Here is a 23,711-nt window from a genome sequence, read left to right as displayed (position 1 = left end):
CCAGGCTAGGCCTGGATGGGACCATCCGTCCTTGGACGTCTTCTTGTTTCAGCTCGGCAGCGGCCGATCAGGCTGCCGGGGCGCGCTGCGGCTCTTCCACGATCGAGAAGCGGACGCCGGCCATGTGACGGCTCTGTTCCGACACCTCGCGCCAGCAGTCCTCGGCTTCCTTGCGGGTCTTGAACGGACCTTTGACCTGGGCCGAGCCTTCGACGAGCTTGTGGAAGTTCATCGAACCGAACTCGCCGCCGATCACCCAGAAATTGCTGCCTTTGGTCATTGTCAGTCTCCTCTCGAACTTGCGCGATGCGTTAGCCGAACTGGTTCATCGTGTTGTGGACGCCACCCGCCTTGAGGGCAGCTTCGCCCGCGAAGTACTCCTTGTGGTCGTCGCCGATGTCGGAGCCGGCCATGTTCTGGTGCTTCACGCAGGCGATGCCCTGACGGATCTCGGCGCGCTGGACGTTCTTGACGTAGCCCAGCATGCCCTGCTCGCCGAAATACTCGCGCGCGAGATTGTCGGTCGAGAGCGCGGCCGTGTGATAGGTCGGCAGCGTGATCAGGTGGTGGAAGATGCCGGCGCGCTTGGCCGAATCCGCCTGGAAGGTGCGGATGCGCTCGTCGGCTTCCTTCGCCAGTGGCGTGTCGTCGTATTCCGCCTTCATCAGATCGGCACGGTTGTACTTGCTGACGTCCTGGCCCGCTTCCTTCCAGGCATCGTAGACCTGCCAACGGAAGTTGAGGGTCCAGTTGAACGACGGCGAGTTGTTGTAGGCGAGCTTGGCGTTCGGCACCACCTTGCGGATGCGGTCGACCATGCTCGCGATCTGCTCGATATGCGGCTTCTCGGTCTCGATCCAGAGCAGGTCAGCGCCGTTCTGCAGCGAGGTGATGCAATCGAGCACGCAGCGGTCTGCACCGGTGCCGGGGCGGAACTGGTAGAGGTTCGACGGCAGCCGCTTCGGACGCATCAGCTTGCCGTTGCGGTTGATGATGACGTCGCCGTTGCGGGCGTTCTCCGCGGTGATTTCCTCGCAATCGAGGAAGCTGTTGTACTGGTCGCCGATGTCGCCGGGCTTGTGGCTGACGGCGATCTGCTGCGTCAGGCCGGCGCCGAGCGAGTCGGTGCGGGTCACGACGATGCCGTCTTCGACACCGAGCTCGAGGAAGGCGTGGCGGCAAGCGCGGATCTTCGCCAGGAAGACGTCATGCGGCACGGTGACCTTGCCGTCCTGGTGGCCGCACTGCTTCTCGTCGGAGACCTGGTTCTCGATCTGCAGCGCGCAGGCGCCCGCCTCGATCATCTTCTTGGCGAGCAGATAGGTCGCCTCCGCGTTGCCGAAGCCGGCATCGATGTCGGCGATGACGGGGACGACGTGGGTCTGGAAGTTGTCGATCTTCTCGATCAGCTCCTTCTCGCGGGTCTTGTCGCCTTCCTTGCGCGCCTTGTCGAGCAGGCGGAAGATGTCGTTGAGCTCGCGCGAGTCGGCCTGACGCAGGAAGGTGTAGAGCTCCTCGATCAGCGCCGGCACCGCGGTCTTCTCGTGCATGGACTGGTCGGGCAGCGGACCAAATTCGGAGCGCAGCGCCGCGATCATCCAACCGGAGAGATAGAGGTAGGTGCGGTCGGTCTTGCCGCCGAAGTGCTTCTTCACCGAGATCAGCTTCTGCTGGGCGATGAAACCGTGCCAGCAGCCCAGCGACTGGGTGTACTTGGTGGGATCCTTGTCATAAGCGGCCATGTCGGCGCGCATCACGGCCGCGGTGTAGCGGGCGATGTCGAGGCCGGTCTTGAAACGGTTCTGCAGGCGCATGCGCGCGACGGCCTCGGCCGACACGCCATTCCAGGTCGGCTGGGTCTCAAGGAGAGCCTGAGCCGCCTTGACCTCGTCCTGATACGAGGACGGACCCTGGAAGGTGCTGATACCGCGGGGCTGGTAATTCATGTGCCTGATCCTTTCGCTGACGACGGCGATGGCAGCCATCGACATTCTTGACAATGCATTGCGAGATGCGTGTCAGGAGCTAAACGCGAAAAGGCAAAGTTCGTATAGATGGCTTGTTTTTTATTGGTGATGTCATGTAACATCTGAACGTGTAATAGATGTCACTTTGTAAATCTTGTAAATAATAGGTTAGCTGTTCTGACCTTGATTGAGTCCGGAGACCAGAGAAATGCCCGCCGATTCCGGCAAGAAACTCTTCGTCGGCCCGCGCTTCCGGCGGATCCGGCAGCAATTGGGGCTGTCGCAGACCCAGATCGCCGAGGGGCTCGGGATCTCGCCGAGCTATGTCAACCTGATCGAGCGCAACCAGCGCCCGGTCACAGCGCAGATCCTGCTGCGGCTCGCCGAGACCTATGACCTGGACCTGCGCGACCTCGCCACCGCGGACGAGGACCGCTTCTTCGCCGAGCTGAATGAGATCTTCTCCGATCCCCTGTTCCGGCAGATCGACGTGCCCAAGCAGGAGCTGCGCGACCTCGCCGAGCTCTGCCCGGGCGTCACCCATGCGCTGCAGCGGCTCTACGCGGCCTATACCGAGGCGCGCCAGGGCGAGACGCTGGCGGCGGCGCAGATGGCCGACCGCGACGTCGGCACGCGCTATGAGGCCAATCCGGTCGAGCGCGTGCGCGAGCTGATCGAGGCCAACCGCAACTATTTTCCGGAGCTGGAGCAGGCGGCGGAAAATCTGCGCGACGAGTTGAACGTGCCCGCCGAGGGGCTCTATGCCGCGCTGGCCGCGCGCCTGCGTGAGAAGCATTCGATCCAGACCCGCATCATGCCGGTCGACGTCATGCGCGAGACGCTCCGCCGCTTCGACCGCCACCGCCGCCAACTGCTGATCTCGGAGCTGGTCGATCCGCCCGGCCGGGCATTCCAGCTCGCTTTCCAGCTGGGCCTCGGGGAATGCGCGCAAGCGCTGGAGACCATCATCGGCCGGGCCGGCCCGCTCGACGATGCGCCGCGCCGGCTGTTCCGGATCACCCTCGGCAATTATTTCGCGGCCGCCGTGATGATGCCCTACCCGGCGTTCCTCGCGGCCGCCGAAGCGCTGAACTACGACATCCACGTGCTGGCACAGCGCTTCAATTCCGGCTTCGAGCAGGTCTGCCATCGCCTCACCACGCTGCAGCGGCCGAACGCGCGCGGGATTCCGTTCTTCCTCTTGCGCGTCGACAATGCCGGCAACGTCTCCAAGCGCTTCTCCTCCGGCACCTTCCCGTTCTCGAAATTCGGCGGCACATGTCCGCTCTGGAACGTGCATTCGACCTTCGACACGCCGGATCGTCTGCTCAAGCAGGTGATCGAGCTGCCGGACGGCACGCGCTATTTCTCGATCGCGCAGATGGTGCGCCGCCCCGTGGCGCCGCATCCGCTGCCACAGCCGCGCTTTGCCATTGGCCTCGGCTGCGAGATCCGCCACGCCGCCCGCCTGACCTACGCCACCGGCATGGACCTGGAGAAGGCCGAGGGCACCCCGATCGGCGTCAACTGCCGCCTCTGCGAGCGCGAGAACTGCGCCCAGCGCGCCGAGCCGCCGATTACGCGAACGTTGATCTTGGACGAGACGACGAGAAGGGTGAGTTCGTTTGCGTTTTCGAACGCTCGGGAATTGTGAGGCACACACTCTCTTCCGTCATGGCCGGGCTTGACCCGGCCATCCACGCGCCTCCACGCACGAAGAAAGACGTGGATGCCCGGGTCAAGCCCGGGCATGACGACCGAGTGCGTGGTCGCCGCTCCGGTCATCAAGAGCGCGCTCCTCACGCCAGCGTATGCACGATCACCGGCCCCGCCACGGCGCGGGCATCGCCTGCGAGCAGCGGGCCGAGATCCTTCTCGATCCAGGCGATGGCGCGCTTGTTCGCTTCCTCGGCCTGCTCGAACTTGTCGAAGATCGAGATCGCGGTGACCGTGTCGTCGCCGGCATAGACGACGTAATAGGCGCGGAAACCCTCGACGTCGCTGATGATGGGAACGGCGCCGTCCTTGATGCGGCGCGTCAGCTCTTCCGCGCTCCCGCTTTTCGCCTTGGCCTGACGGATGGCGGCATACATGGCATCCTCCCCTTTCCGGCTGTCTGGACTTCCGGGCCTGTTTGCCCGAAGCGAATGTTACGCCGAACCGTGCCGCCGATCCACGCTTGGTTAACCCGGCCCTAATCCGTCTCCGCGATCTGCAACCAACGGTTAAGCACGCCTCAACATCGGTGCCTTAGTCTCGCCGCACTCACTTTTCGCAAAACAAGGGCGGCCTAATCTGCCGGGCGAAGTGACATCAGGGGGTTCATCATGCGCATTGCGTTGCTGCTGACCGCGACCATTGTCGGCGCGCTCTTTGCCAATCCGTCCAATGCCGGTTCGCTCGATGCCGACGCGGCGCAGCCGCTGCCGCCGGGCTTCCAGGGCTATCGCGGCTACATGTTCGACATCTCCGAGAACCGCGACCGCAAGGACGTCGACAAACTCACCCAGAACCTGAAGAGCCAGATCGATGTCGTCGAAGGCGTCGGCCTCTCTCCGCGCGTGCTGCGCTTCTTCCACACCGTTCCGATCGTCGCGAGCGAGCTCGCCTGCCTCGACGAAGGCGCCGCCACCGCCTGCTACGGCCGGGTCACGCCGGACATGCAGCGCACCGCGCCCCGGACCCTGACGGTCTGGGACCCCGCCAAGCAGCGCTGGACCAATCCCAATGCCGTCGACCTCGCCGTTGATTCGGGCCTCGGCGTGATCATGCTGCGGCCGGACATGATGCGCTATGAGAAGGAGGCCGTGCTGCTGCACGAGATGCTGCACGCCTTCCACGCGCGGCTGCTGCCGGACGGCTACGCCAACAAGGGCGTGATCGCCTATTACGCCCTCGCCAAGTCCAAGGACCTCTTGCCCAAGGAATCCTATGCGATGAAGAATCCCATGGAATTCTTTGCGGTGACCGCCAGCATCTTCCTGGCCGGCAAAAGCGAATTCCACGATCCGAAGTCGCGCGAAGCGCTCAAGGAGAAGATGCCGGACTATTACAAATATCTGGTCGGCGTGTTCGGCTTCGATCCCGAGCCGGCAGCCTCGAACGGCCCGGTCGCCTCGCTGAAGTGAGCGGACGGCCTCAAGCCAAGCCAAGGAGCCGCGCGAACAGCGCGGCTTTTTTGTTCCGCACGCCGGAAGCTGCGGATGACGCACAGCCGGGAATTGCCAAGCCGGGGTCCGATCTGCATAGTCCCGCCCGCATCGATACCGTTTTCGAAGGGGATGAGAGAACATGGCGGACGCCGACCTGGATGTCGTGATCCGGCAACTGGCCAGACAGCTGCATGCGGGCCTTATGACCCGTGCCAAGGAGCGGCGGGATCGCTTCAACAGCCTTGCGGCCAAGGCCAAGGGCAAGGAGACCGGCGAGCGCTTCAAGATGATGGCCAAGGCCACCATGGAGCAGGCCAATGCGGCCGCAAAGCGCCTGCAGATGTCCGCCGACAACGTCGCCGACAGCTACGCGCGATCGATGCGCCTGGCCGCCAGCACGCCTGTTACGGTGAAGGCTGAGAAGGAGGCAAAGGACGAGAAGCCGGCGAAGAAGGCCGCAAAGAAAGCGAAAAAGAAGACGTAGTCGTTGTTGCGCTGCTAGAACATTGTCGAGCGACATCCCTCACATGGGTCGCCTCACGCTTTCGAGAAATCGCTCTTTCTCGCCGGGCGCGTAACCTTGGGACGCCCCATAATAGGGTTCATTGAACTGATTGTATGGTGCAGCACGGTAGTGGATCGGCGGCCTCGGTGGGACGTAGGTCTGGCGATGATGACGCCGAGAGTTTCCTCTGGGCGCCGCACCGGCGTAATAGGGATTGAGGACGCACATCTGGCCGTTTGCCGACGCCCTGCATTGGTCCATCGTCGTGAAGCTGCATCGATAGTAAGGGGTCATTCCGCGAGAAACGACGTACAGGCAAACGGGAAAAGCCGGATCATAAGTTTGGGCCCGAGCCTGCCCCGCTGTCAGCGCGACAGTCACGGTCAGAATCATCAAAGCCCATTTCCACATTGGAAGCTCCTCCAGGGGCGCACGACATGGATGCACTCTGGGCCCGGCCAGTCTTGATCCAACTCAATACTAGTTGAATTTGTTCATACGCGCAGCGGGCAGCCGCGACCGTCTCGCTTTGCGCATCTCCCACCCGTCTCGCCGCCATGCGACAAGCCACCTTTCCTAAGCCGTGAGAGGCTGCCGCCGCGAATGCCGCGCCAAATCCTCATCTTTGCGGCGCGGCAACCAGTGTCGCCTCGGCGCTGGCGAGTTCCGCGAGCTTGGCGCGCGCGGCCTCTCGCGCGTGACCATCCTTGCCGCCGGGCATCGCCAGCACGGCCTCGAAATCGGCGCGGGCGTCGTCCGTCTGGCCACGGGCGAGGAACGCAAGGCCGCGGTCGAGACGGACCTGCGCATCGGAGGGGTCGAGGCGGACCGCCGTGCTGTAGCTCAGGATGGCGCGGTCGAGATCGCCCATTGCGGCGAGCGCGAGACCGCGCTGGTGATAAGGTGCCGCGCGCTTGGGATCGTGCGCGATCGCCTCGTCATAATCCGCAATGGCAAGCTCGAGGTCGCCGTTCTGCCGGCGCGCGACCGCCCGGTCGCGATAGAGCGAGGCGCGGTTGGGATTGAGGTGAATGGCCTCGTCGAAATCGGCGATCGCCCGCCTGAAGTCGCCGTGACGCAACGCGATCCGCCCGCGCCCCTCATAGGCGAAGGCGATCAGCGAGCCGCGGAGCGGCGAGAAGCCGATCACGGCCGAGCAGATGTCGGGATCGTCCTCGTCGCCGCAATTGACGACCATGTGCGTGGACAAGCCGACGAGCACGCAAAGGACGATCAGCAATGGTACGGCAATTCTGGTCATCTTCGACGGTGGCCGGCAGCGGGCCGGCCACGCATCTCCTTTCGAAGGAATGGTCACGCCGAGGTGTTAACACTGGTCGGGAGGACCCTGTGTGCGCCAGATCACAAAGCCGGACGCAATCCTTGCCGGCTCCGTCAGCCCCAAGGACTGCGACGAGCGGAGGAGCGGCCCCACGGTCCGCGCGGCGGATAGTTCTCGTTGGCGCCGACCGACGGCGCCGCGCGCGTGCCAAGCTCGGCCGCCAGTTGCTGGAGCGCAGCGACGCGGTTCTGCGTCGAGGGGTGGGTGGCGAACAGATTGTCCATCCCGTGGCCCGACAGCGGATTGATGATGAACATGTGCGCGGTCGCAGGGTTTCGCTCGGCCTCGTAGTTCGGAACCTGGTGCGCGGCGCCCTCGATCTTCACCAGCGCAGAGGCCAGCCACATCGGCTGTCCCACGATGCGCGCGCCGAGATTGTCGGCGGCATATTCGCGGGTGCGGCTGATCGCCATCTGCACCAGCATGGCACCGAGCGGAGCGAGGATCATCAACAGGATCGAGCCGACGATGCCCGGACCGTTGTTGTTGTCGCGATTGCCACCGAAGAACATGCCGAACTGCGCCAGCATCGAGATCGCGCCGGCAATGGTCGCGGTAATCGTCATCAGCAGCGTGTCGTGATGCTTGATGTGCGCGAGCTCGTGCGCGATGACGCCGGCGAGCTCCTCGCGGCTGAGCTGGTTCATCAGACCGGCGGTGACGGCGACAGCGGCGTTTTCCGGATTGCGGCCGGTGGCGAACGCGTTGGGCTGGATCTCATCCATCACGAACACGCGCGGCATCGGCAGGCCGGCACGGCCCGCAAGCTCGGCGACGAGGCCGACCAACTCCGGCGCGGTTGAGCGATCGACCTCATGGGCGCCGTACATGGACAGCACCATGCGGTCGGAGTTCCAGTAGGTGAAGAGGTTGGTTGCAGCGGCAATGACGAGCGCGATCATGGCGCCCGAGGCGCCGCCGATCAGATAGCCGACGCCCATGAACAGGGCGGTCAGGCCTGCGAGCAGCATTGCGGTACGAAAATAGTTCATGGCCGTCTCTCCTGGCCGGCCGCGGGCAAGCCTCCGGCCGCGCCTTCGAGGTATGAATGCACGAGACCACCGCAAGGTTCGTGCGTCGCCGGGCCGCAGATGCGTCACCGCAACCGGCAGCCTTTCCTGCCGGGCTAAAGCTTGATGGAGATTTGCGCAAAAACACTCGCGGAGGGTTAGCAACCTGGAAAGTGCACGTCCGGCTTAATCCGCGGTAACCGGGCACGCTGCACGGTCCTTGCGCATTGACCGGTTCCGTTGACCTCCCGTCAGCAAGGTGACCGTCATGGCAGACCGCTCGCGCGCCGTTTCCGCCGACCAACCATCCGCCCTCTCCGCTCAGGACACGAAGACCGACGCGAAGGGATTGCAGGAGACGCTGCACGAGCAGCTGTTCGCCAATGACGAGCCCGGCGACGCGCCCGAGGTACAAGCGGAATCCCGGTATCGCTGGCCCCATCTGCGCCGCGGCGCCAAGATCGCAATCGGACTTGCGATCATCGCGATATTCGGCTGGCTGCCGCTGCGCGCGATCTGGGAATACTCGAGCGTCGAGGCCGTGCTGAATTCCAGGCTGGTCACCCTGCGCACGCCGATCGGGGGCCGCGTCGCCGCCGCCCAACGCATCACCGATCAGGCCAGGCTGGAGGCGGGAACCGTGGTCCTGCGCGTCGTCAATTCGCGCAGCGACCGCACCCGGCTCGACGATCTCCGGCGGCAGAAGTCGCGCCTGGAGAACGAGCGACCGAGCCTCGCGGCCAAGCTTGCCTCGGCCCAGGCGGCGCAAAAGGACCTGGCGCGGCAGGCCGCCCAATTCCGCGACGGACGGGTGCTGCAGCTCGAAGCCCGCATCGCCGAGATCCAGACTTCGATCGAAGCGGCGGCGGCGCGGCGGGACGAGGCCAGCGCCGCCGTCGAGCGCGCTTCGTCGCTGGCGAAGTCCGGCAATGTCTCGACCGTGGAGCTGGCCCGTCTGACGCGCGAGCTTTCGGTGTCACAGCAGACCGAGCTCGGCGCGCGCAAGCGGCTGGACGCCGCCAAGGTCGAGCTTGCCGCGGCCCGGAACGGCTCCTTCCTCGGCGACAGCTACAACGACCGACCGAGTTCGGTTCAGCGCGAAGAGGAGATGCGCCAGCGCGCCGCCGACCTCGAGGCCGATCTCGCACGCACCGACACCGAGATCGCCTGGCTCGCCAACGAGATCATCGTCGAGGAGGTCCGCTTCGCCGATCTTTCCGAGGCCAACATCACGACACCCGTCGCAGGCCGCGTCTGGGAGATGATGACCTCGCCGGGCGAGGACGTGCAGGCGGGCCAGCCACTGCTCAAGGTGCTGGATTGCAGCAGCGCCGTCATCACCGCCAATGTCACCGAGAACGTCTACAACCGCCTGCAGCTCGGAGACCACGCCACCTTCGAGCCGAATGACGGCGGCGCGGCGATCTCAGGCACCGTGGTCAACCTGACCGGCGCCGCGGGCGCGCCCGCCAATCTCGCCATCAATCCCGACGCGCTGAGCAAGGAACCGTATCGCGTGACCGTCGCGCTTGCCGATGCCGCCGCCCACGGCTGCACGGTCGGCCGCACCGGCCGCGTCGTGTTTGCAAGGCAAGAGACCGCGCCGTGACGGCGGCGCTGACGCCTGGCCTGATCGCGCTCGGCGCCTTCTTGGCGATCGTGCCGCTGCTGCGGCGCGAGAGCACGACGGGCCGCTCGTTTCTGGCCGTCACATCGTTCTTTCTGCTGCTGCGCTATCTCCACTGGCGAGTCACTGCAACGCTCCCGCCGGCGCACCTGACAGCGGATGCCGTGATCGGCTATCCCTTCATGCTGCTGGAGGCGGCCTCGCTGGTTGCGGTTTCGCTGTCTCTGCTGTTCCTGAGCCGCACGCTCGACCGTTCCAAGGCGGCCAAGGTCGATGGCCGCACCGGAGATCCGCGCGCACCGCTGATCGACGTCTTCATCTGCACCTACAACGAGGAGCGATCGATCCTCGAGCGTACCATCATCGGCGCAACCGGCATGGCGTACGGCAACTATCGCGTCTGGGTGCTCGACGACGGAAGACGGCCCTGGCTTCGGCGGCTCGCCGGCGAACTCGGCTGCCACTATCTGACGCGGCCCGACAATCGCCACGCCAAGGCCGGCAACATCAATCATGCGCTCCGGCACGTTGGCGCGCTGCCGGATCCGCCGCAATTCATCGCCGTTCTCGATGCGGATTTCGTGCCGCGGCCCGACTTCCTCGCCCGGACCATCTCGCTCATGGACGATGCCTCGGTCGGCGTGGTGCAGACGCCGCAGCACTTCATCAATCCCGACCCGATCCAGACCAACCTCGCCGCGACCGACGTGTGGCCGGACGAGCAACGCTTCTTCTTCGACATCCTGATGCCGGCGAAGGATGCCTGGGGTGTCGCCTTCTGCTGCGGCACCTCGTCACTCGTTCGCTATGCCGGCCTGGCGCGGATCGGCGGCTTTCCGACCGACTCGGTGACGGAAGACTATCTCGTCACGCTGCGCCTGAAGGAATGCGGCCTCAAAACGATCTATCTCAACGAGCGATTGACGATCGGGCTCGCGCCGGAAGGGCTGAAGGAATACATCACCCAGCGCGCCCGCTGGTGCCTCGGCCTGATGCAGATCGTGCGAGGCCGCAGCGGGCCGTTGTCGCGGACATCGAAGCTTTCTTTCATTGATCGGCTCTCGCTGGCCGAGGCCTTCATGAGCTGGGCCGCGGTTTACACATCGAAGGCGGCCGGCCTCGTGGTGCCCTGGCTGTTCCTGCTGTTCGGCATCAAGGCCGTCCGCGCCGACCTGACCGAGCTGCTGCGCTATTTTCTGCCGTTCTATGTCTGGCACGGTCTCACGATGGCGTGGCTGTCGCGCGGCCGCTCGCTCGCGATGATGACGGACGTGTCGCAACTCATCGCCGCGCCGGCGGTGCTCAAGGCGGTGGCAACCGGTCTCTTGAAGCCGAAAGGGCACAAGTTCAAGGTCACCGCAAAAGGCGGCGACCGTGACAGACGCTTCGTCGAATGGCCGCTGCTGCGGCTCTATGGCAGCGCGCTTCTCATCACGCTCGCGGCGATCGCCTATGCCTTCATCCTGAATCTGCGCGGCGAGAGCATCGCCTATGGCGGACTGGCGCTGGCCTGGAGTCTCTACAACGCGTTCATCCTCGCCGTGGTTTGCTTCGTCTGCATCGAGCAGCCGCGCAAGCGCAAGGCGGAGCGCTTCAACCGCAACGAACCGGTGCTGCTGCGCCAGGATGGCAGATCGCATCTGGCGCGGCTCGCCGACATCTCGATCACCGGCGCGCGGCTGATTGACTCCGATCCGCCGGCTCCCGGCAGCACGATCGAGTGCCGGATCTATGGCCGCTCGATCGCCGCGATCGTGGTGCGGCGGACGACAGACGGATTCGCGGTGCGCTTCGAAGAGGGCATGGACACGCGCGTACACGCGATCAGAGCGTTCTATGCCGGCGAGTATGTGCGTGCCTACCAGGGCGTCAAGGCGCTCCCGGTCGGCAAGGCGCTGCTGATGCGGCTGTTTGGATAGGCCTGGACTTTTCGGAAAACGCTTCCCGCTTTTCCGGATCATGATTTAGACTTCGGGCGAATCCACGCCTGTCCTCCTCCGCCGGAACCCCTATGCTCCAGACCCGATTTGCGATCGCGGCCGTCGCGCTCCTCGCATGCTCCGCCGCCGCCTCCGCCCAGTTTGCGCCGCTGCCCGCCAAGCCTGCCACGCCGAAAGCCGCCGCCCCCTCGCCGCGCGCCGCCTCGTGCCACAATGGTGCGAGCTTCGATCGCTTCCTCGCCGACGTGAAGCAACAGGCCATGGCCGCCGGCGTGTCGCAGCGCACGATCGCGGAGGCCTCGCCCTATCTCGTCTACGACCAGGGCATCGTCAACCGCGACCGCGGCCAGCGCGTATTCGGTCAGCTCTTCACCGAATTCGCCGGCCGCATGGCCGCGCCCTATCGCATGCAGAAAGGGCAGCAGCACATCAAGCAATACGCCGCGGCATTTGCACGCGCGGAAAAGGAATACGGCGTGCCGCCCGCCGTGATCGCCGCGTTCTGGGGCCTCGAGAGCGATTTCGGCGCCAACATGGGCAACCTGCCGACGCTGAAATCGCTGGTGTCGCTGGCCTATGATTGCCGCCGTTCAGAGATGTTCGTGAACGAGAGCATCGCGGCGCTGAAGATCATCGACCGCGGCGATCTGCATCCCGACGAGATGATCGGCTCCTGGGCCGGCGAGCTCGGCCAGACCCAATTCTTGCCCGTGCACTACGTCAACTACGCCGTCGACTACGACGGCGACGGACGGCGCGACCTGTTGCGCTCGCCGGCCGACGTGATCGGCTCGACGGCGAACTACATCGCAAATGGACTGAAATGGCGGCGCGGCGAGCCGTGGCTGGAGGAGATCAAGGTGCCACCGAACCTGCCGTGGGAGAAGACCGATCTCACCGTGCGCGAGCCGCGCTCGACCTGGGCGCAACTCGGCGTCACCTATCCCGACGGCCGGCCCTTGCCGAACGACAATCTCGCAGCGTCCGTGCTGCTGCCGATGGGACGCTTCGGGCCGGCCTTCATGGCCTATCCGAATTTCGCGGCCTACACCGAGTGGAACAACTCGCTGATCTATTCGACCACCGCGGGCTATCTCGCCTCGCGCATCGCCGGAGCCGCGCCGATGCGCAAGCCGACGGCGCCGGTCGCGCAATTGCCCTTCAACGAGCTCAAGGAATTGCAGCAGCTGCTGGTGCGTGCCGGCTTCAACGTCGGCAAGGTCGACGGTGTGCTGGGACAGCAGAGCCGCGCCGCGGTGAAGGCGACGCAGATCAAGTACGGCCTGCCGGCGGATTCCTGGCCGACCGCCGAGCTGCTTGCGCGCATGCGCGGCGGCACCGCACAGGCACAGCCCCAGGCGGCGGTGCGGTAGAATTTTCGCATCGCACAAGCCGCTTTCCGCGATTGCATTTTTCCATGAGGCTCCCATGTGAGTGACTCAGGTATTCTCCTGAGATTTCCCACCAATTTGAGCGAGCATCACATGTCATTCTACGACGCCGTCGTCCCCGCCTATTTGCAGATGCTGAACAGCGTGACCGGGCTGCTCACCAAAGCTGAGGCACATTGCGCGGCCAGGAAGATCGATCCCAGCGTCCTGCTCGGCTCGCGCCTGTTCCCGGACATGCTGCCGCTGTCGCGGCAAATCCAGCTGGTCAGCGACTATCCGACCAGAGGCTGTGCGCGGCTGACGCAAAGCGAGGTCCCCTCGACGCCCGACACCGAAACGAGCTTTGCGGAGTTGAAGCAGCGGCTGGCGAAGACGATCGACTATGTGAAATCCTTCAAGCCCGAGCAGTTTGAGGGCGCCGACGTCAGGGACGTCACCTTTCCGGTCGGCCCCGGCAAGACCATCACCATGACGGGACAGCAATTCCTGAGCTCGTTCTCGCTGCCGAACCTCTATTTCCACGCGGCGACAGCCCACGGCATCTTGCGTCACAACGGCGTCGAGATCGGCAAGCGCGATTTCCTCGGCGCGAACTGATTTGTGAAATCGCACGGCCGCGACAGTGGGATTTCGCTGTCGCAGCCGAAATTGCACATGAATTATGCTACGCGCGCCTTGCCGCGTAGCTCGCTTGCACTTTCCGTATGGCTCATCCCTTGCGCCCGATGTCGCGATGCACAATTGTTCGAGACCTCTCACCGCCTGGAAGCATTCCCATGAGCCGTTCGACCAAATTGTTTGAGACCTACAGGCTCGGCCCGATCACGCTGGCCAACCGTCTCGTCATGGCGCCGCTGACGCGCAACCGCGCCGTACCCGGTACCTTCGTGCCCGGTCCGCTCGCCGCTGATTATTACGCCCAGCGCGCGTCCGCAGGCCTCCTGATCACCGAGGCGAGCCAGGTCTCGCAACAAGGTCAGGGCTACCAGGACACGCCCGGCATCTATAGCAAGGATCAGGTCGCCGGCTGGCGCAAGGTCACCGACAAGGTGCATGAACGCGGCGGCAAGATCTTCATCCAGCTCTGGCATGTCGGCCGCATCTCGCATGTCGATCTGCAGGCGAACGGCGCAGCCCCGGTGGCACCGAGCGCGATCCGCGCCAAGGGCAAGACCTTCGTCAACGGCGGCTTCGCCGACGTCTCCGAGCCACGCGCGCTGGAGCTCTCCGAAATCCCTGCAATCATCGACGACTTCAAGCGCGCCACGAAGAACGCGCTGGAAGCCGGCTTCGACGGCGTCGAGATCCACGGCGCCAACGGCTATCTGCTCGAGCAGTTCGCCAAGGACGGCGCCAACAAGCGCACCGATGCCTATGGCGGCTCGATCGAGAACCGCGCGAAGCTGATGCTGGAGGTCTCCAAGGCCGTCGTCGCCGAGGCCGGTGCCGAGCGCACCGGCATCCGCATCTCGCCGGTGACGCCGGCCAACGACATCTCGGATTCCAATCCGCAGGCCCTGTACGATCACATCGTCGACGGCCTCAGCGCGCTGAAGCTGGTCTATCTTCACGTGATCGAAGGTGCCACCGGCGGGCCGCGCGACATCGCGCCGTTCGACTATGCCTCGTTGCGCAAGCGCTTCTCGGGCGCCTACGTCGCCAACAACGGCTACGATTTCGACCTCGCCAGCAAGGTGCTGGACGCGAACGCCGCCGACCTCATCGCCTTCGGCAAGCCGTTCATCTCCAACCCCGACCTCGTCGAGCGGCTGAAGCAGGGAGCGGCGCTGAACGACTGGGACAAGAACACCTTCTACGGCGGCGGCGCCAAGGGTTACACGGATTACCCGACGCTCGCGGCCGAGCCGGCGGAGTAAAGTCCCGCTCTCTCCGCCGTCATTGCGAGGAGCTCTTGCGACGAAGCAATCCAGTCTGCCTCCAGGGAAAGACTCTGGATAGCTTCGCTTCGCTCGCAATGACGAAGTGGTGACAGCTGCGCAAAAAGGCCGGGATCGCTCCCGGCCTTTGTGTTTGATGTCGCTCTAAGCGCCGCTTACTTCACTTCCGCGCGCTTGGGCGGAGTGGCGGGCCACGACTTGATCAGCGTGTCGTAGTCCACCGTCTCGCCCTTCGGCTTCTCGTTGGCGAGCTTGCGCTGCGGCGCGATGGTGCCGTCCTTCTGGGCCTTGGCGAACCAGTACTCGGCGGTTTCCTTCTTGTGCAGCTTCGGACCGCAGGCGCCCTGCACGCCGGACTTCTCCAGACGCTCCAACACGGAGTCCTGGGCCGCCGCGAGAGCATCCATCGCCTGCTGCGGCGTCTTCGCACCGGACGACGCATCGCCGATATTCTGCCACCACAGCTGCGCGAGCTTCGGATAGTCGGGCACGTTGTTGCCGGTCGGGGTCCACTGCACGCGCGCGGGCGAGCGGTAGAACTCGATCAGGCCGCCGAGCTTCGGCGCACGCTCGGTGAACGACTTGTCCCAGATGTCGGACTCACGGATGAAGGTGAGACCGACATGGCTCTTCTTCAAGCTCACCGTCTTGGAGACGATGAACTGGAGATAGAGCCATGCTGCCTTGCGGCGATCCGGCGGGGTCGACTTCAGCAGCGTGGCGGAGCCGGCGTCCTGGTAGCCGAGCTTCATGCCTTCCTTCCAGTAGGAGCCGTGCGGCGACGGAGCCATACGCCACTTCGGCGTACCGTCCGCATTCACCACCGGCAGACCCGGCTTCACCATGTCGGCAGTGAAGGCGGTGTACCAGAACATCTGCTGGGCGATGTTACCCTGCGACGGCACGGGGCCGGACTCGGAGAAGGTCATGCCCTGCGCCTGGGGCGGCGCATACTTCTTCATCCAGTCGAGATACTTCGTGATCGAGTAGACTGCGGCCGGACCATTGGTGTCGCCGCCACGCTCCACCGACGAGCCGACCGGGCGGCAGCCCTCCATGCGGATGCCCCATTCGTCGACCGGCAGACCGTTCGGAATGCCCTTGTCACCGTTGCCGGCCATCGACAGCCAGGCGTCGGTGAAGCGCCATCCGAGCGAGGGGTCCTTCTTGCCATAATCCATATGGCCGTAGACCTTGACGCCGTTGATCTCCTTGATGTCGTTGGTGAAGAACTCGGCGATGTCTTCATAAGCCGACCAGTTCACGGGCACGCCGAGCTCGTAGCCATACTTGGCCTTGAACTTGGCCTTGTAGTCCGGATTGGTGAACCAGTCGTAGCGGAACCAGTAGAGGTTCGCGAACTGCTGGTCGGGCAGCTGGTAGAGCTTGCCGTCCGGCCCGGTGCCGAACGACTTGCCGATGAAGTCGTTGACGTCGAGCATGGGATTGGTGACGTCCTTGCCCTCGCCGGTCATGTAGTCCGACAGCGCAATGGTCTGGCCGTAGCGGAAATGCGTGCCGATCAGGTCGGAGTCGTTGATCCAGCCGTCATAGACGTTCTTGCCCGACTGCATCTGGGTCTGGAGCTTCTCGACGACGTCACCTTCCTGGATGAGATCGTGCTTGAGCTTGATGCCGGTGAGCTCGGAGAATGCCTTGGCGAGCGTCTGCGCCTCGTATTCGTGAGTCGTGATCGTCTCGGAGACGACGTTGATCTCCATGCCCTTGAACGGCTCGGCGGCCTTGGCGAACCACTCCAGCTCCTTCTTCTGGTCCTCCTTCGACAGCGTCGAAGGCGTGAATTCCGCGATCCACTTCTGGATCACGGCCTCGTCGGCGGCGCGAACCGGCGCCGAGACGGCGAGCGACACTGCGATGATTGCAGCGGCGCTGGACATGGTCAGAAAACTATTCTTCGTCAATGGACCTTTCCTTCTCCTAAACTGTCGCATGTTGTTCCTCCGTTGCAGCGACAAACTTTTATACAGGCCCGGGTTGGTCCCGGATCTGGCCGTCCCTTCGCAAGCTTCAGACCGTGCGGAAAATGAGCGCGGCCGTGACCAGCGAAATTCCTGATGCGAGCCACAGGCTCGAGATTTCAAACCCCTCCTCGCCGACCGGCAGCGTGGCGATCACGTCGGTGCCGACCAGGCCAATCCACGCGAGGTGAATGACGGCGGCCGCGATCAGCGAGATGAACAGGCGGTCGCCGCGCGTGGTCGGGATGCGCAGCACGCCGACGCGCTCGGCCTCGGGATAGACCGCGGCGAGCCAGGTCATCACGAGAAGCGTAGAGGCGAGCGCGACGAAGAAGATCGCGGTCGGCAGCGTCCAGGCCATCCATGCGATGGATTCCATTGATGCCTCCCTAGACCCGGCCGAGCGCGAAACCGCGCGCGATGTAGTTGCGGACGAACCAGATCACCAGCGCGCCCGGAATGATGGTGAGCACGCCGGCAGCGGCGAGCAGGCCCCAATCCATGCCGGCGGCCGAGACCGTGCGCGTCATGATCGCGGCAATGGGCTTTGCGTGCACCGAGGTCAGCGTGCGCGCCAGCAACAGCTCGACCCAGGAGAACATGAAGCAGAAGAAGGCGGCGACGCCGATGCCGCTCGCGATCAGCGGCACCAGGATCTTGATGAAGAAGCGCGGGAAGGAATAGCCGTCGAGGAAGGCGGTCTCGTCGATCTCGCGCGGCACGCCGGAGACGAAGCCTTCGAGGATCCACACCGCGAGCGGCACGTTGAAGATGCAGTGCGCGAGCGCAACGGCCCAGGGCGTGTCGAACAGGCCAATCGCCGAATAGAGGTTAAAGAACGGCAGCGCATAGACCGCCGCCGGCGCCATGCGGTTCGACAACAACCAGAAGAACAAATGCTTGTCGCCGAGGAAGCGGTAGCGCGAGAAGGCGTAAGCCGCCGGCAGCGCCACGGCGATCGAGATGATGGTGTTGAGGACGACGTATTCCAGCGAATTGATGTAGCCCGAATACCAGCTCTCGTCGGTGAAGATGCGCTTGTAGTGCTGCAGCGTCGGGGTGTGCGGCCACAGCGTCATCGTCGAGACGATCTCGCTGTTGGTCTTGAAGCTCATGTTGACGAGCCAATAGATCGGCAGCAGCAGGAAGATCAGGAACAGCCCCATGATGAGGCGGCGGCCGGGGACCGAATGCATCAGGCCACTCCTTCCCTGGGCTTGAGTGCGGGCACGGGCTTGAGCGCGGCCGAAGGTTTTGGCTCCACCGCCGGCTCGCTTTCCGCCTGGACTTTGCGTTCCACGCCGGCATTGGTCATGACGGTGTAGAAGATCCAGCACACGATCAGGATGATGAGGTTGTAGACCAGCGACAGCGCGGCGGCCTTGCCGAGATCGAACTGGCCGAGCGCGATCTTGACCAGCTCGACCGACACGAAAGTTGTGGAATTGCCGGGTCCGCCGCCGGTGACGACGAACGGCTCGGTGTAGATCATGAAGCTGTCCATGAAGCGCAGCAGCACGGCGATCAACAGCACGCGGTTCATCTTCGGCAGCTGGATCGCCTTGAACACGGCCCAGCGCGAGGCGCCGTCGATCTGCGCGGCCTGGTAATAGGCTTCGGGAATCGACTTCAGGCCGGCGTAGCACAGCAGCGCGACCAGGCTGGTCCAGTGCCAGACGTCCATCACGATGACGGTGACCCAGGCATCGACGTCGTTGGAGACGTAATTGTAGTCGAAGCCCATGGCGTTGAGGACGTAGCCGAGCAGGCCGATGTCGGGACGCCCGAAGATCTGCCAGATGGTGCCGACCACGTTCCAGGGGATCAGCAGCGGCAGCGCGAGAATCACGAGGCAAGCTGCGACCGTCCAGCCCTCGCGCGGCATCGACAACGCGACGACGATGCCGAGCGGCACCTCGATGGCGAGGATGACGAGCGAGAAGAACAGGTTGCGGCCGAGCGAGGCGAGGAAGCGGCCGCCGAGGTCGGTGGAGGGATCGAGCAGCTCCTTGAACCAGCCGACGCCGTTCCAGAAGAACTGGTTGTTGCCGAAGGTGTCCTGCATCGAATAGTTCACCACCGTCATCAGCGGCAGCACCGCCGAGAAGGCGACGACCAGGAACACCGGCAGTACCAGGAACCAGGCTTTTTGGTTGACGGTCTTGTCCATCAGGCGGCTCCCTCCACCAGAAGGCTGTCGGCATAGACGTGGACGTGCGACGGATCGAATTTCAGCCCGGCGCTGCCGTCCGCGCTGGTGAAGCCGCCAGGGGCGCGCGCGGCGAGCTTGGCGTCGCCGACGCGCACGCGCGCGAAGCGGATGCGGCCGAGATCGTCGATGCGTTCGATCCTGGCGGTGAGCAGGCTAGGTGCGGGCGCAACCACCTCGACGAATTCGGGACGGACACCGATCTCGATCTTCGCCCCGGCAGGCAGGTTGTCGTAAGCGCGGTTCAGCGCGATGACGTGGCCGTCGATCCTGGCCTCGCGCCCCCTCACCTCGGCCGGCAGGATGTTCATGCCGGGCGAACCGATGAAATAGCCGACAAACGTATGCGCCGGCTTGTCGAACAGCTCGGCCGGCGTGCCGCTCTGCACCACACGCCCGTCATGCATGACGACGACGGTGTCGGCGAAGGTCAGCGCCTCGGTCTGGTCGTGGGTGACATAGATCATCGTGAGGTCAAGCTCGCGATGCAGCGCCTTCAGCTTGGAGCGGAGCTGCCATTTCAGCTCGGGATCGATCACCGTCAGCGGCTCGTCGAACAGCACGGCGGCAACGTCGTTGCGCACGAGACCGCGGCCGAGCGAGATCTTCTGCTTGGCGTCGGCGGTGAGCCGCGTGGCCTTGCGGTTCAAATAGGGTTCGAGATCGAGCAGGCGGCCGATCTCGGCGACGCGCCTGTCGATGTCGGCCTTCGGCACGCCGCGGTTCTTCAGCGGAAACGCCAAATTCTCCCCAACTGTCATGGTGTCGTAGATCACCGGAAACTGGAACACCTGCGCGATGTTGCGCTTCTGGGTTGACAGCGGTGTGATGTCCTTGCCGTCGAACAGGATTTTCCCCCGCGACGGCGTGATGATGCCGGAGATGACGTTCAGAAGCGTAGTCTTGCCGCAGCCCGACGGGCCAAGCAGCGCATAGGCCCCGCCCTGGCGCCAGGTCATGGTCACCGGCTTGAGCGCAAAGCTCTCCTGCGGCGCATCGTTGCCGCCGTAGGAATGGGCGAGATCGACGAGGTCAATGCGGGCCATGGCGCATCTCCCTCAAGAGCTTTTTCTGTTTGACGCGTTTTCTTCACGCGAACCGCTACGCACTTCGCTTGAAAACGCTATGCCTGGCGCGGCGACCAGACGGTCCGCCGCGTCAAATACGAAAACATCATTGGGATCGAGCACGGCGTCGAGCATCTGGCCAGGCTCGAACTCGTGCACGCCGTGCAGCACCGCCACCCAGTTCGATCCGTCGCGGGTCAAATGCACGAAGCTCTCCGAACCGGTGATCTCGGTCACCGTGACAGTGGCGTGGAAGGCGTGGCGATCGGTCTCGCCATTGGCAAGCCCGAGCTGATGGGCGCGGAAGCCCACGCGATAGGTGCCGTCGGCGAGCGAGGCGTAGAGACCCGAGGCCGGCGAGGACGTGCCGCCGGCATATTGCACGAAGCCGTTCTTCTTCTCGATGCCGACGAGGTTGAGCGGCGGATCAGAGAACACCTGGGCGACGCGAAGCGTCTGCGGCCGGCGATAGACGTTGGTGGTCTCGCCCATCTGCAGCGCCTGCCCCTCCCACATGCACACCGTGTTGCCGCCGAGCAGCAGCGCCTCGGTCGGTTCGGTGGTGGCATAGACGAAGATAGCGCCCGAGGCCTCGAAGATGCGCGGCAGCTCCGCCCGCAGCTCCTCGCGCAGCTTGTAGTCGAGATTGGCGAGCGGCTCGTCGAGCAGCACGAGGTCGGCGCCCTTGACCAACGCGCGTGCGATCGCGGTGCGCTGCTGCTGGCCGCCGGAGAGCTGGAGCGGCGTTCGCTTCAGGAACGGCTCGAGCCGCAACAGCTTTGCCGCCTCCGCCACGCGCGCCTCGATCTCGTCGCGCGGCTTGCCCTGTACGCGCAGGGGAGAGGCGATGTTCTCGTAGACCGTCAGCGACGGGTAGTTGATGAACTGCTGATAGACCATCGCGACCGAGCGCTGGCGCACGTCGGCGCCGGTGACGTCCTTGCCGTTGACGAACACCTTGCCGGTGGTCGGCTTGTCGAGCCCGGCGAGCAACCGCATGATCGAGGTCTTGCCGGACAGCGTCGGCCCGAGCAGCACATTGAGCGTACCGCTTTCGAGCGTCAGTGAGACGTCACGGATGTGCGGCACGCCTTCCACCGTCCGGGTCACGTGATCGAGTGTCACGGTCATGAGCGTCCTCCCGCTTCCAGCAGGGGACTTTGCGACACGGCGTGGCTCCTGATCCAGTCGTCGAGGGCCGAGATCTCGTCGGCAGATAGTCGCAGGCCGAGCTTGGAACGGCGCCAGACCACGTCCTCGGCGGTGACGGCCCATTCATTGGCCATGAGATAGCGGACCTCGCGCTCGGTCAGCGTGGCGCCAAAGGCCTGGCCGAGATCCGCGGCCGATCTGGCATCGCCGAGCAGCTTGACGGCGCGGGTGCCATAGGCGCGCGCCAGGCGCCGCGCATGCTCATGGCTGAGGAAGGGATAGCCGCGCTGCAGCTCGGCGATCAGGCCATCGATGTCGGATACGTTCATGTCGCCGCCCGGCAGGGGCCATTTGCCGGTCCAGCCCTCGCGCGCTTTCGCACTGCGCAGATAGGGCGCAAGGCGCTCCAGCGCCTCCTCGGCGAGCCTGCGATAGGTCGTGATCTTGCCGCCATAGATCGACAGCAGCGGCACGCCGCCGGGCGTGTCGAGCTCGAACACGTAGTCGCGCGTCGCGGCCTTGGCCTCGCTGGCGCCGTCGTCATAGAGCGGACGCACGCCGGAATAGGTCCAGACCACGTCGTCGAGCGTGATGGGCTTGGCCAGATACTCGCTGGCCGCCTTACAGAGATATTCGATCTCTTCGGTCGTCGCCTTCACCTTGGCGGGATCGCCGTCATAGTCGCGGTCGGTGGTGCCGATCAGCGTGAAGTCGTCCTGGTACGGGATCACGAAGATGATGCGGCCGTCGGCATTCTGGAACATGTAGGCGCGGTCGTGGTCGTAGAGCTTCTTCACGACGATGTGCGAGCCTTGGACAAGGCGCACCTTGGCTTTCGCATTCACGCCGGCGCCGCGGCCGAGCACGTCCTCGACCCAGGGCCCGCCGGCATTGATCAGCGCCTTGGCCTGGATCTGCGAGCGCGCGCCAGTCAGCGTATCGACCATGCTGACGGTCCAGAGGCCGTCCGACTGGCGAATCTCGGTGGCCCGGGTGCGGGTGCGGATTTCGGCGCCCTTGTCGGCGGCATCGCGCGCGTTGAGCACGACGAGGCGGGCGTCGTCCACGAAGCAGTCCGAATATTCGAAGGCGCGGCTGTAGCGCTTCGGGATCAGCGGCTTGCCGACCTCATCGCGCCTGAGATCGACCGAGCGGGTCGCCGGCAACAGGTGACGGCCGCCGATGTGATCATAGAGGAAGAGGCCGAGGCGCAGCAGCCAGGCCGGGCGCAGGCCGGAATGATGCGGCAAAACGAAACGCAGGGGGCGGATGATGTGGGGCGCGATGCCCCAGAGGATCTCGCGCTCGATCAGCGCCTCGCGGACCAGCCGAAATTCGTAATATTCGAGATAGCGAAGGCCGCCATGCACGAGCTTGGTCGACCAGGACGATGTCCCGCTCGCCAGATCGTTCATTTCGCACAGGAAAACCGTGTTGCCGCGGCCCACCGCGTCGCGCGCGATCCCGCAGCCGTTAACACCGCCTCCGATGATGGCGAGATCGAAAATACGCTCCAACAGACGCATCCCCCGGCGACCGCCCGTTCCATCGAGCGGCTACTTTCGCTTTTGATTAGATCACACCGAAAAACGAAAGCAAGATGAAAGAGAGGCGGCAGGAAGCGAAAGAGGAACTTTTTTAGTGGGCAATGAGGGGCGAAATCGGCAGGTGGATGGATGGAGTTGCGTGGAGCCGCACGTTTGAACGACAGCCCGCATGGGCCAGTCAGCTAGCTTGTATGTAGCAACATTTCTACATAAATTCCTCAAACGGAGCATGGCCACGGCTTTGGAGGCTCAGACGATGGTGACCACCCTGACCAGCCGAGAATTCAATCAAGACACCAGCGGCGCCAAGAAAGCGGCATCGCAAGGACCCGTTTTCATTACGGACCGCGGCCGTCCAGCCCATGTCCTGCTGACCATCGAGGATTACTTGCGCCTGACCGGCGGACACATGAGCCTTGCGGAAGCTCTGGCGCAGACGAACGCGGATTTTGATTTCGATCCGCCCCGCGTGGATGAAGGCATCTTCAGGGCTGCTGATCTCGACTGATGTTCTTGCTGGACACCAATGTCATTTCCGAATTGAGGCGACCGGACAAGGCCGATCGCCGCGTTGTTGCCTGGGCAGGCGCAATTCCAGCAGCAAGCTTCTTCATCTCAGTCATTTCAATTCTCGAGATCGAACTTGGCGCACGCCTGATCGAACGCAAGGACGCAGCGCAAGGTGCCATCTTGCGCAGCTGGATCAACAGCCAGATTCTGGCTCGCTTCGAGGGCCGGATCCTGGCCATCGATACGGCTGTCGCGCAACGTTGCGCGCAACTTCACGTTCCCAACCCACGCGCTGAACGCGACGCGCTCATTGCTGCAACCGCGCTGGTTCATGGTTTGACGGTTGTTACGCGCAATGTAGAGGATTTCAAACCGACGGGCGTTCCGCTGCTCAACCCTTGGGACGAGGCTTAGC

The 23,711-nt window shown here is 64.2% G+C and carries 23 protein-coding genes; 10 read left to right on the top strand and 13 right to left on the bottom strand.

The features are described from left to right. Positions 1-67: 67 nt before the first annotated feature. Together HZZ16_RS15535 and HZZ16_RS15530 are read right to left on the bottom strand one after the other, a co-directional pair. Complete coding sequence (locus HZZ16_RS15535) at positions 68-280, bottom strand: DUF4170 domain-containing protein (RefSeq protein ID WP_197949319.1); 213 nt, start codon at positions 278-280, stop codon at positions 68-70. 31 nt (positions 281-311) lie between these two features. Then, the gene (locus HZZ16_RS15530) at positions 312-1,946 is read right to left on the bottom strand and encodes an isocitrate lyase (RefSeq protein ID WP_197949318.1); all 1,635 of its coding nucleotides are present in this window, start codon (positions 1,944-1,946) and stop codon (positions 312-314) included. A 229-nt stretch (positions 1,947-2,175) separates the two neighbouring features. On the opposite strand from HZZ16_RS15530, the gene HZZ16_RS15525 reads away from it, so the two are divergent. Next, positions 2,176-3,621: a helix-turn-helix domain-containing protein gene (locus HZZ16_RS15525; RefSeq protein ID WP_197949317.1), complete on the top strand. Its 1,446-nt coding sequence runs from the start codon at positions 2,176-2,178 to the stop codon at positions 3,619-3,621. 145 nt (positions 3,622-3,766) lie between these two features. On the opposite strand, the gene HZZ16_RS15520 is transcribed toward HZZ16_RS15525, so the two are convergent. Further along, complete coding sequence (locus tag HZZ16_RS15520; protein ID WP_018648871.1) at positions 3,767-4,060, bottom strand: antibiotic biosynthesis monooxygenase; 294 nt, start codon at positions 4,058-4,060, stop codon at positions 3,767-3,769. A gap of 234 nt (positions 4,061-4,294) precedes the next feature. Between HZZ16_RS15520 and HZZ16_RS15515 the strand changes: the two genes are divergently transcribed. Both HZZ16_RS15515 and HZZ16_RS15510 read left to right on the top strand, forming a co-directional pair. Further along, the gene (locus HZZ16_RS15515) at positions 4,295-5,095 is read left to right on the top strand and encodes a hypothetical protein (protein WP_197949316.1); all 801 of its coding nucleotides are present in this window, start codon (positions 4,295-4,297) and stop codon (positions 5,093-5,095) included. A gap of 163 nt (positions 5,096-5,258) precedes the next feature. Next, positions 5,259-5,603, top strand: coding sequence for a hypothetical protein (locus HZZ16_RS15510; RefSeq protein WP_197949315.1), 345 nt, complete (start codon positions 5,259-5,261; stop codon positions 5,601-5,603). 39 nt (positions 5,604-5,642) lie between these two features. Here HZZ16_RS15510 and HZZ16_RS37925 read toward each other — a convergent pair whose 3' ends face one another. The 3 genes from HZZ16_RS37925 to htpX form a co-directional block, all read right to left on the bottom strand. Further along, entirely contained in the window at positions 5,643-6,017 is a 375-nt protein-coding gene (locus HZZ16_RS37925) for a DUF3551 domain-containing protein (protein WP_311974142.1), read from the bottom strand. A 226-nt stretch (positions 6,018-6,243) separates the two neighbouring features. Beyond that, entirely contained in the window at positions 6,244-6,885 is a 642-nt protein-coding gene (locus HZZ16_RS15500; RefSeq protein WP_197949313.1) for a tetratricopeptide repeat protein, read from the bottom strand. Between the two features lie 134 nt (positions 6,886-7,019). Continuing rightward, complete coding sequence (gene htpX, locus HZZ16_RS15495) at positions 7,020-7,958, bottom strand: zinc metalloprotease HtpX (protein WP_197949312.1); 939 nt, start codon at positions 7,956-7,958, stop codon at positions 7,020-7,022. Between the two features lie 286 nt (positions 7,959-8,244). Between htpX and HZZ16_RS15490 the strand changes: the two genes are divergently transcribed. The 5 genes from HZZ16_RS15490 (at position 8,245) to HZZ16_RS15470 (ending at position 14,811) form a co-directional block, all read left to right on the top strand. Beyond that, positions 8,245-9,585 (top strand): HlyD family secretion protein, encoded by a 1,341-nt coding sequence (locus tag HZZ16_RS15490; RefSeq protein ID WP_197949311.1) that lies wholly within the window; start codon positions 8,245-8,247, stop codon positions 9,583-9,585. Beyond that, positions 9,582-11,522 carry a glycosyltransferase gene (locus tag HZZ16_RS15485; protein ID WP_197949310.1) on the top strand — a complete coding sequence of 647 codons (1,941 nt, stop codon included), beginning with the start codon at positions 9,582-9,584 and terminating at the stop codon, positions 11,520-11,522. Before HZZ16_RS15490 ends, HZZ16_RS15485 begins: the two co-directional genes overlap by 4 nt. A gap of 92 nt (positions 11,523-11,614) precedes the next feature. Next, positions 11,615-12,916 carry a lytic murein transglycosylase gene (locus HZZ16_RS15480; RefSeq protein ID WP_197949309.1) on the top strand — a complete coding sequence of 434 codons (1,302 nt, stop codon included), beginning with the start codon at positions 11,615-11,617 and terminating at the stop codon, positions 12,914-12,916. A 111-nt stretch (positions 12,917-13,027) separates the two neighbouring features. Then, positions 13,028-13,531, top strand: a complete 504-nt coding sequence (locus HZZ16_RS15475; RefSeq protein ID WP_197949308.1) for a DUF1993 domain-containing protein — start codon at positions 13,028-13,030, stop codon at positions 13,529-13,531. A gap of 179 nt (positions 13,532-13,710) precedes the next feature. After that, complete coding sequence (locus HZZ16_RS15470; RefSeq protein ID WP_197949307.1) at positions 13,711-14,811, top strand: alkene reductase; 1,101 nt, start codon at positions 13,711-13,713, stop codon at positions 14,809-14,811. 176 nt (positions 14,812-14,987) lie between these two features. Here HZZ16_RS15470 and HZZ16_RS15465 read toward each other — a convergent pair whose 3' ends face one another. The 7 genes from HZZ16_RS15465 to glpD form a co-directional block, all read right to left on the bottom strand. After that, entirely contained in the window at positions 14,988-16,730 is a 1,743-nt protein-coding gene (locus HZZ16_RS15465; protein WP_197949471.1) for an ABC transporter substrate-binding protein, read from the bottom strand. 130 nt (positions 16,731-16,860) lie between these two features. Further along, complete coding sequence (locus HZZ16_RS15460) at positions 16,861-17,190, bottom strand: DUF2160 domain-containing protein (protein WP_197949306.1); 330 nt, start codon at positions 17,188-17,190, stop codon at positions 16,861-16,863. A 10-nt stretch (positions 17,191-17,200) separates the two neighbouring features. Further along, positions 17,201-18,007 carry a carbohydrate ABC transporter permease gene (locus tag HZZ16_RS15455; RefSeq protein WP_197949305.1) on the bottom strand — a complete coding sequence of 269 codons (807 nt, stop codon included), beginning with the start codon at positions 18,005-18,007 and terminating at the stop codon, positions 17,201-17,203. Then, a complete protein-coding gene (locus HZZ16_RS15450; RefSeq protein ID WP_197949304.1) occupies positions 18,007-18,981 on the bottom strand; it encodes a carbohydrate ABC transporter permease in 975 nt (324 codons plus the stop codon). The genes HZZ16_RS15455 and HZZ16_RS15450 overlap by 1 nt, the downstream gene beginning before the upstream one ends. Continuing rightward, the gene (locus HZZ16_RS15445) at positions 18,981-20,066 is read right to left on the bottom strand and encodes an ABC transporter ATP-binding protein (RefSeq protein WP_197949303.1); all 1,086 of its coding nucleotides are present in this window, start codon (positions 20,064-20,066) and stop codon (positions 18,981-18,983) included. The genes HZZ16_RS15450 and HZZ16_RS15445 overlap by 1 nt, the downstream gene beginning before the upstream one ends. A gap of 12 nt (positions 20,067-20,078) precedes the next feature. Further along, positions 20,079-21,218 (bottom strand): ABC transporter ATP-binding protein, encoded by a 1,140-nt coding sequence (locus HZZ16_RS15440; RefSeq protein ID WP_197949302.1) that lies wholly within the window; start codon positions 21,216-21,218, stop codon positions 20,079-20,081. Then, complete coding sequence (gene glpD, locus HZZ16_RS15435; RefSeq protein WP_197949301.1) at positions 21,215-22,765, bottom strand: glycerol-3-phosphate dehydrogenase; 1,551 nt, start codon at positions 22,763-22,765, stop codon at positions 21,215-21,217. Before glpD ends, HZZ16_RS15440 begins: the two co-directional genes overlap by 4 nt. A 277-nt stretch (positions 22,766-23,042) precedes the next feature. Here glpD and HZZ16_RS15430 point away from each other — a divergent pair, with 277 nt between their 5' ends. Together HZZ16_RS15430 and HZZ16_RS15425 are read left to right on the top strand one after the other, a co-directional pair. Further along, a complete protein-coding gene (locus HZZ16_RS15430; RefSeq protein ID WP_197949300.1) occupies positions 23,043-23,294 on the top strand; it encodes a type II toxin-antitoxin system prevent-host-death family antitoxin in 252 nt (83 codons plus the stop codon). Then, positions 23,294-23,710: a type II toxin-antitoxin system VapC family toxin gene (locus tag HZZ16_RS15425; protein WP_197949299.1), complete on the top strand. Its 417-nt coding sequence runs from the start codon at positions 23,294-23,296 to the stop codon at positions 23,708-23,710. Before HZZ16_RS15430 ends, HZZ16_RS15425 begins: the two co-directional genes overlap by 1 nt. Position 23,711 lies beyond the last annotated feature (1 nt).

This window comes from Bradyrhizobium glycinis, from assembly GCF_016031655.1.
Taxonomy (GTDB): Bacteria; Pseudomonadota; Alphaproteobacteria; order Rhizobiales; family Xanthobacteraceae; genus Bradyrhizobium; species Bradyrhizobium glycinis.
This window is presented reverse-complemented; position numbering and strand designations above follow the sequence as displayed.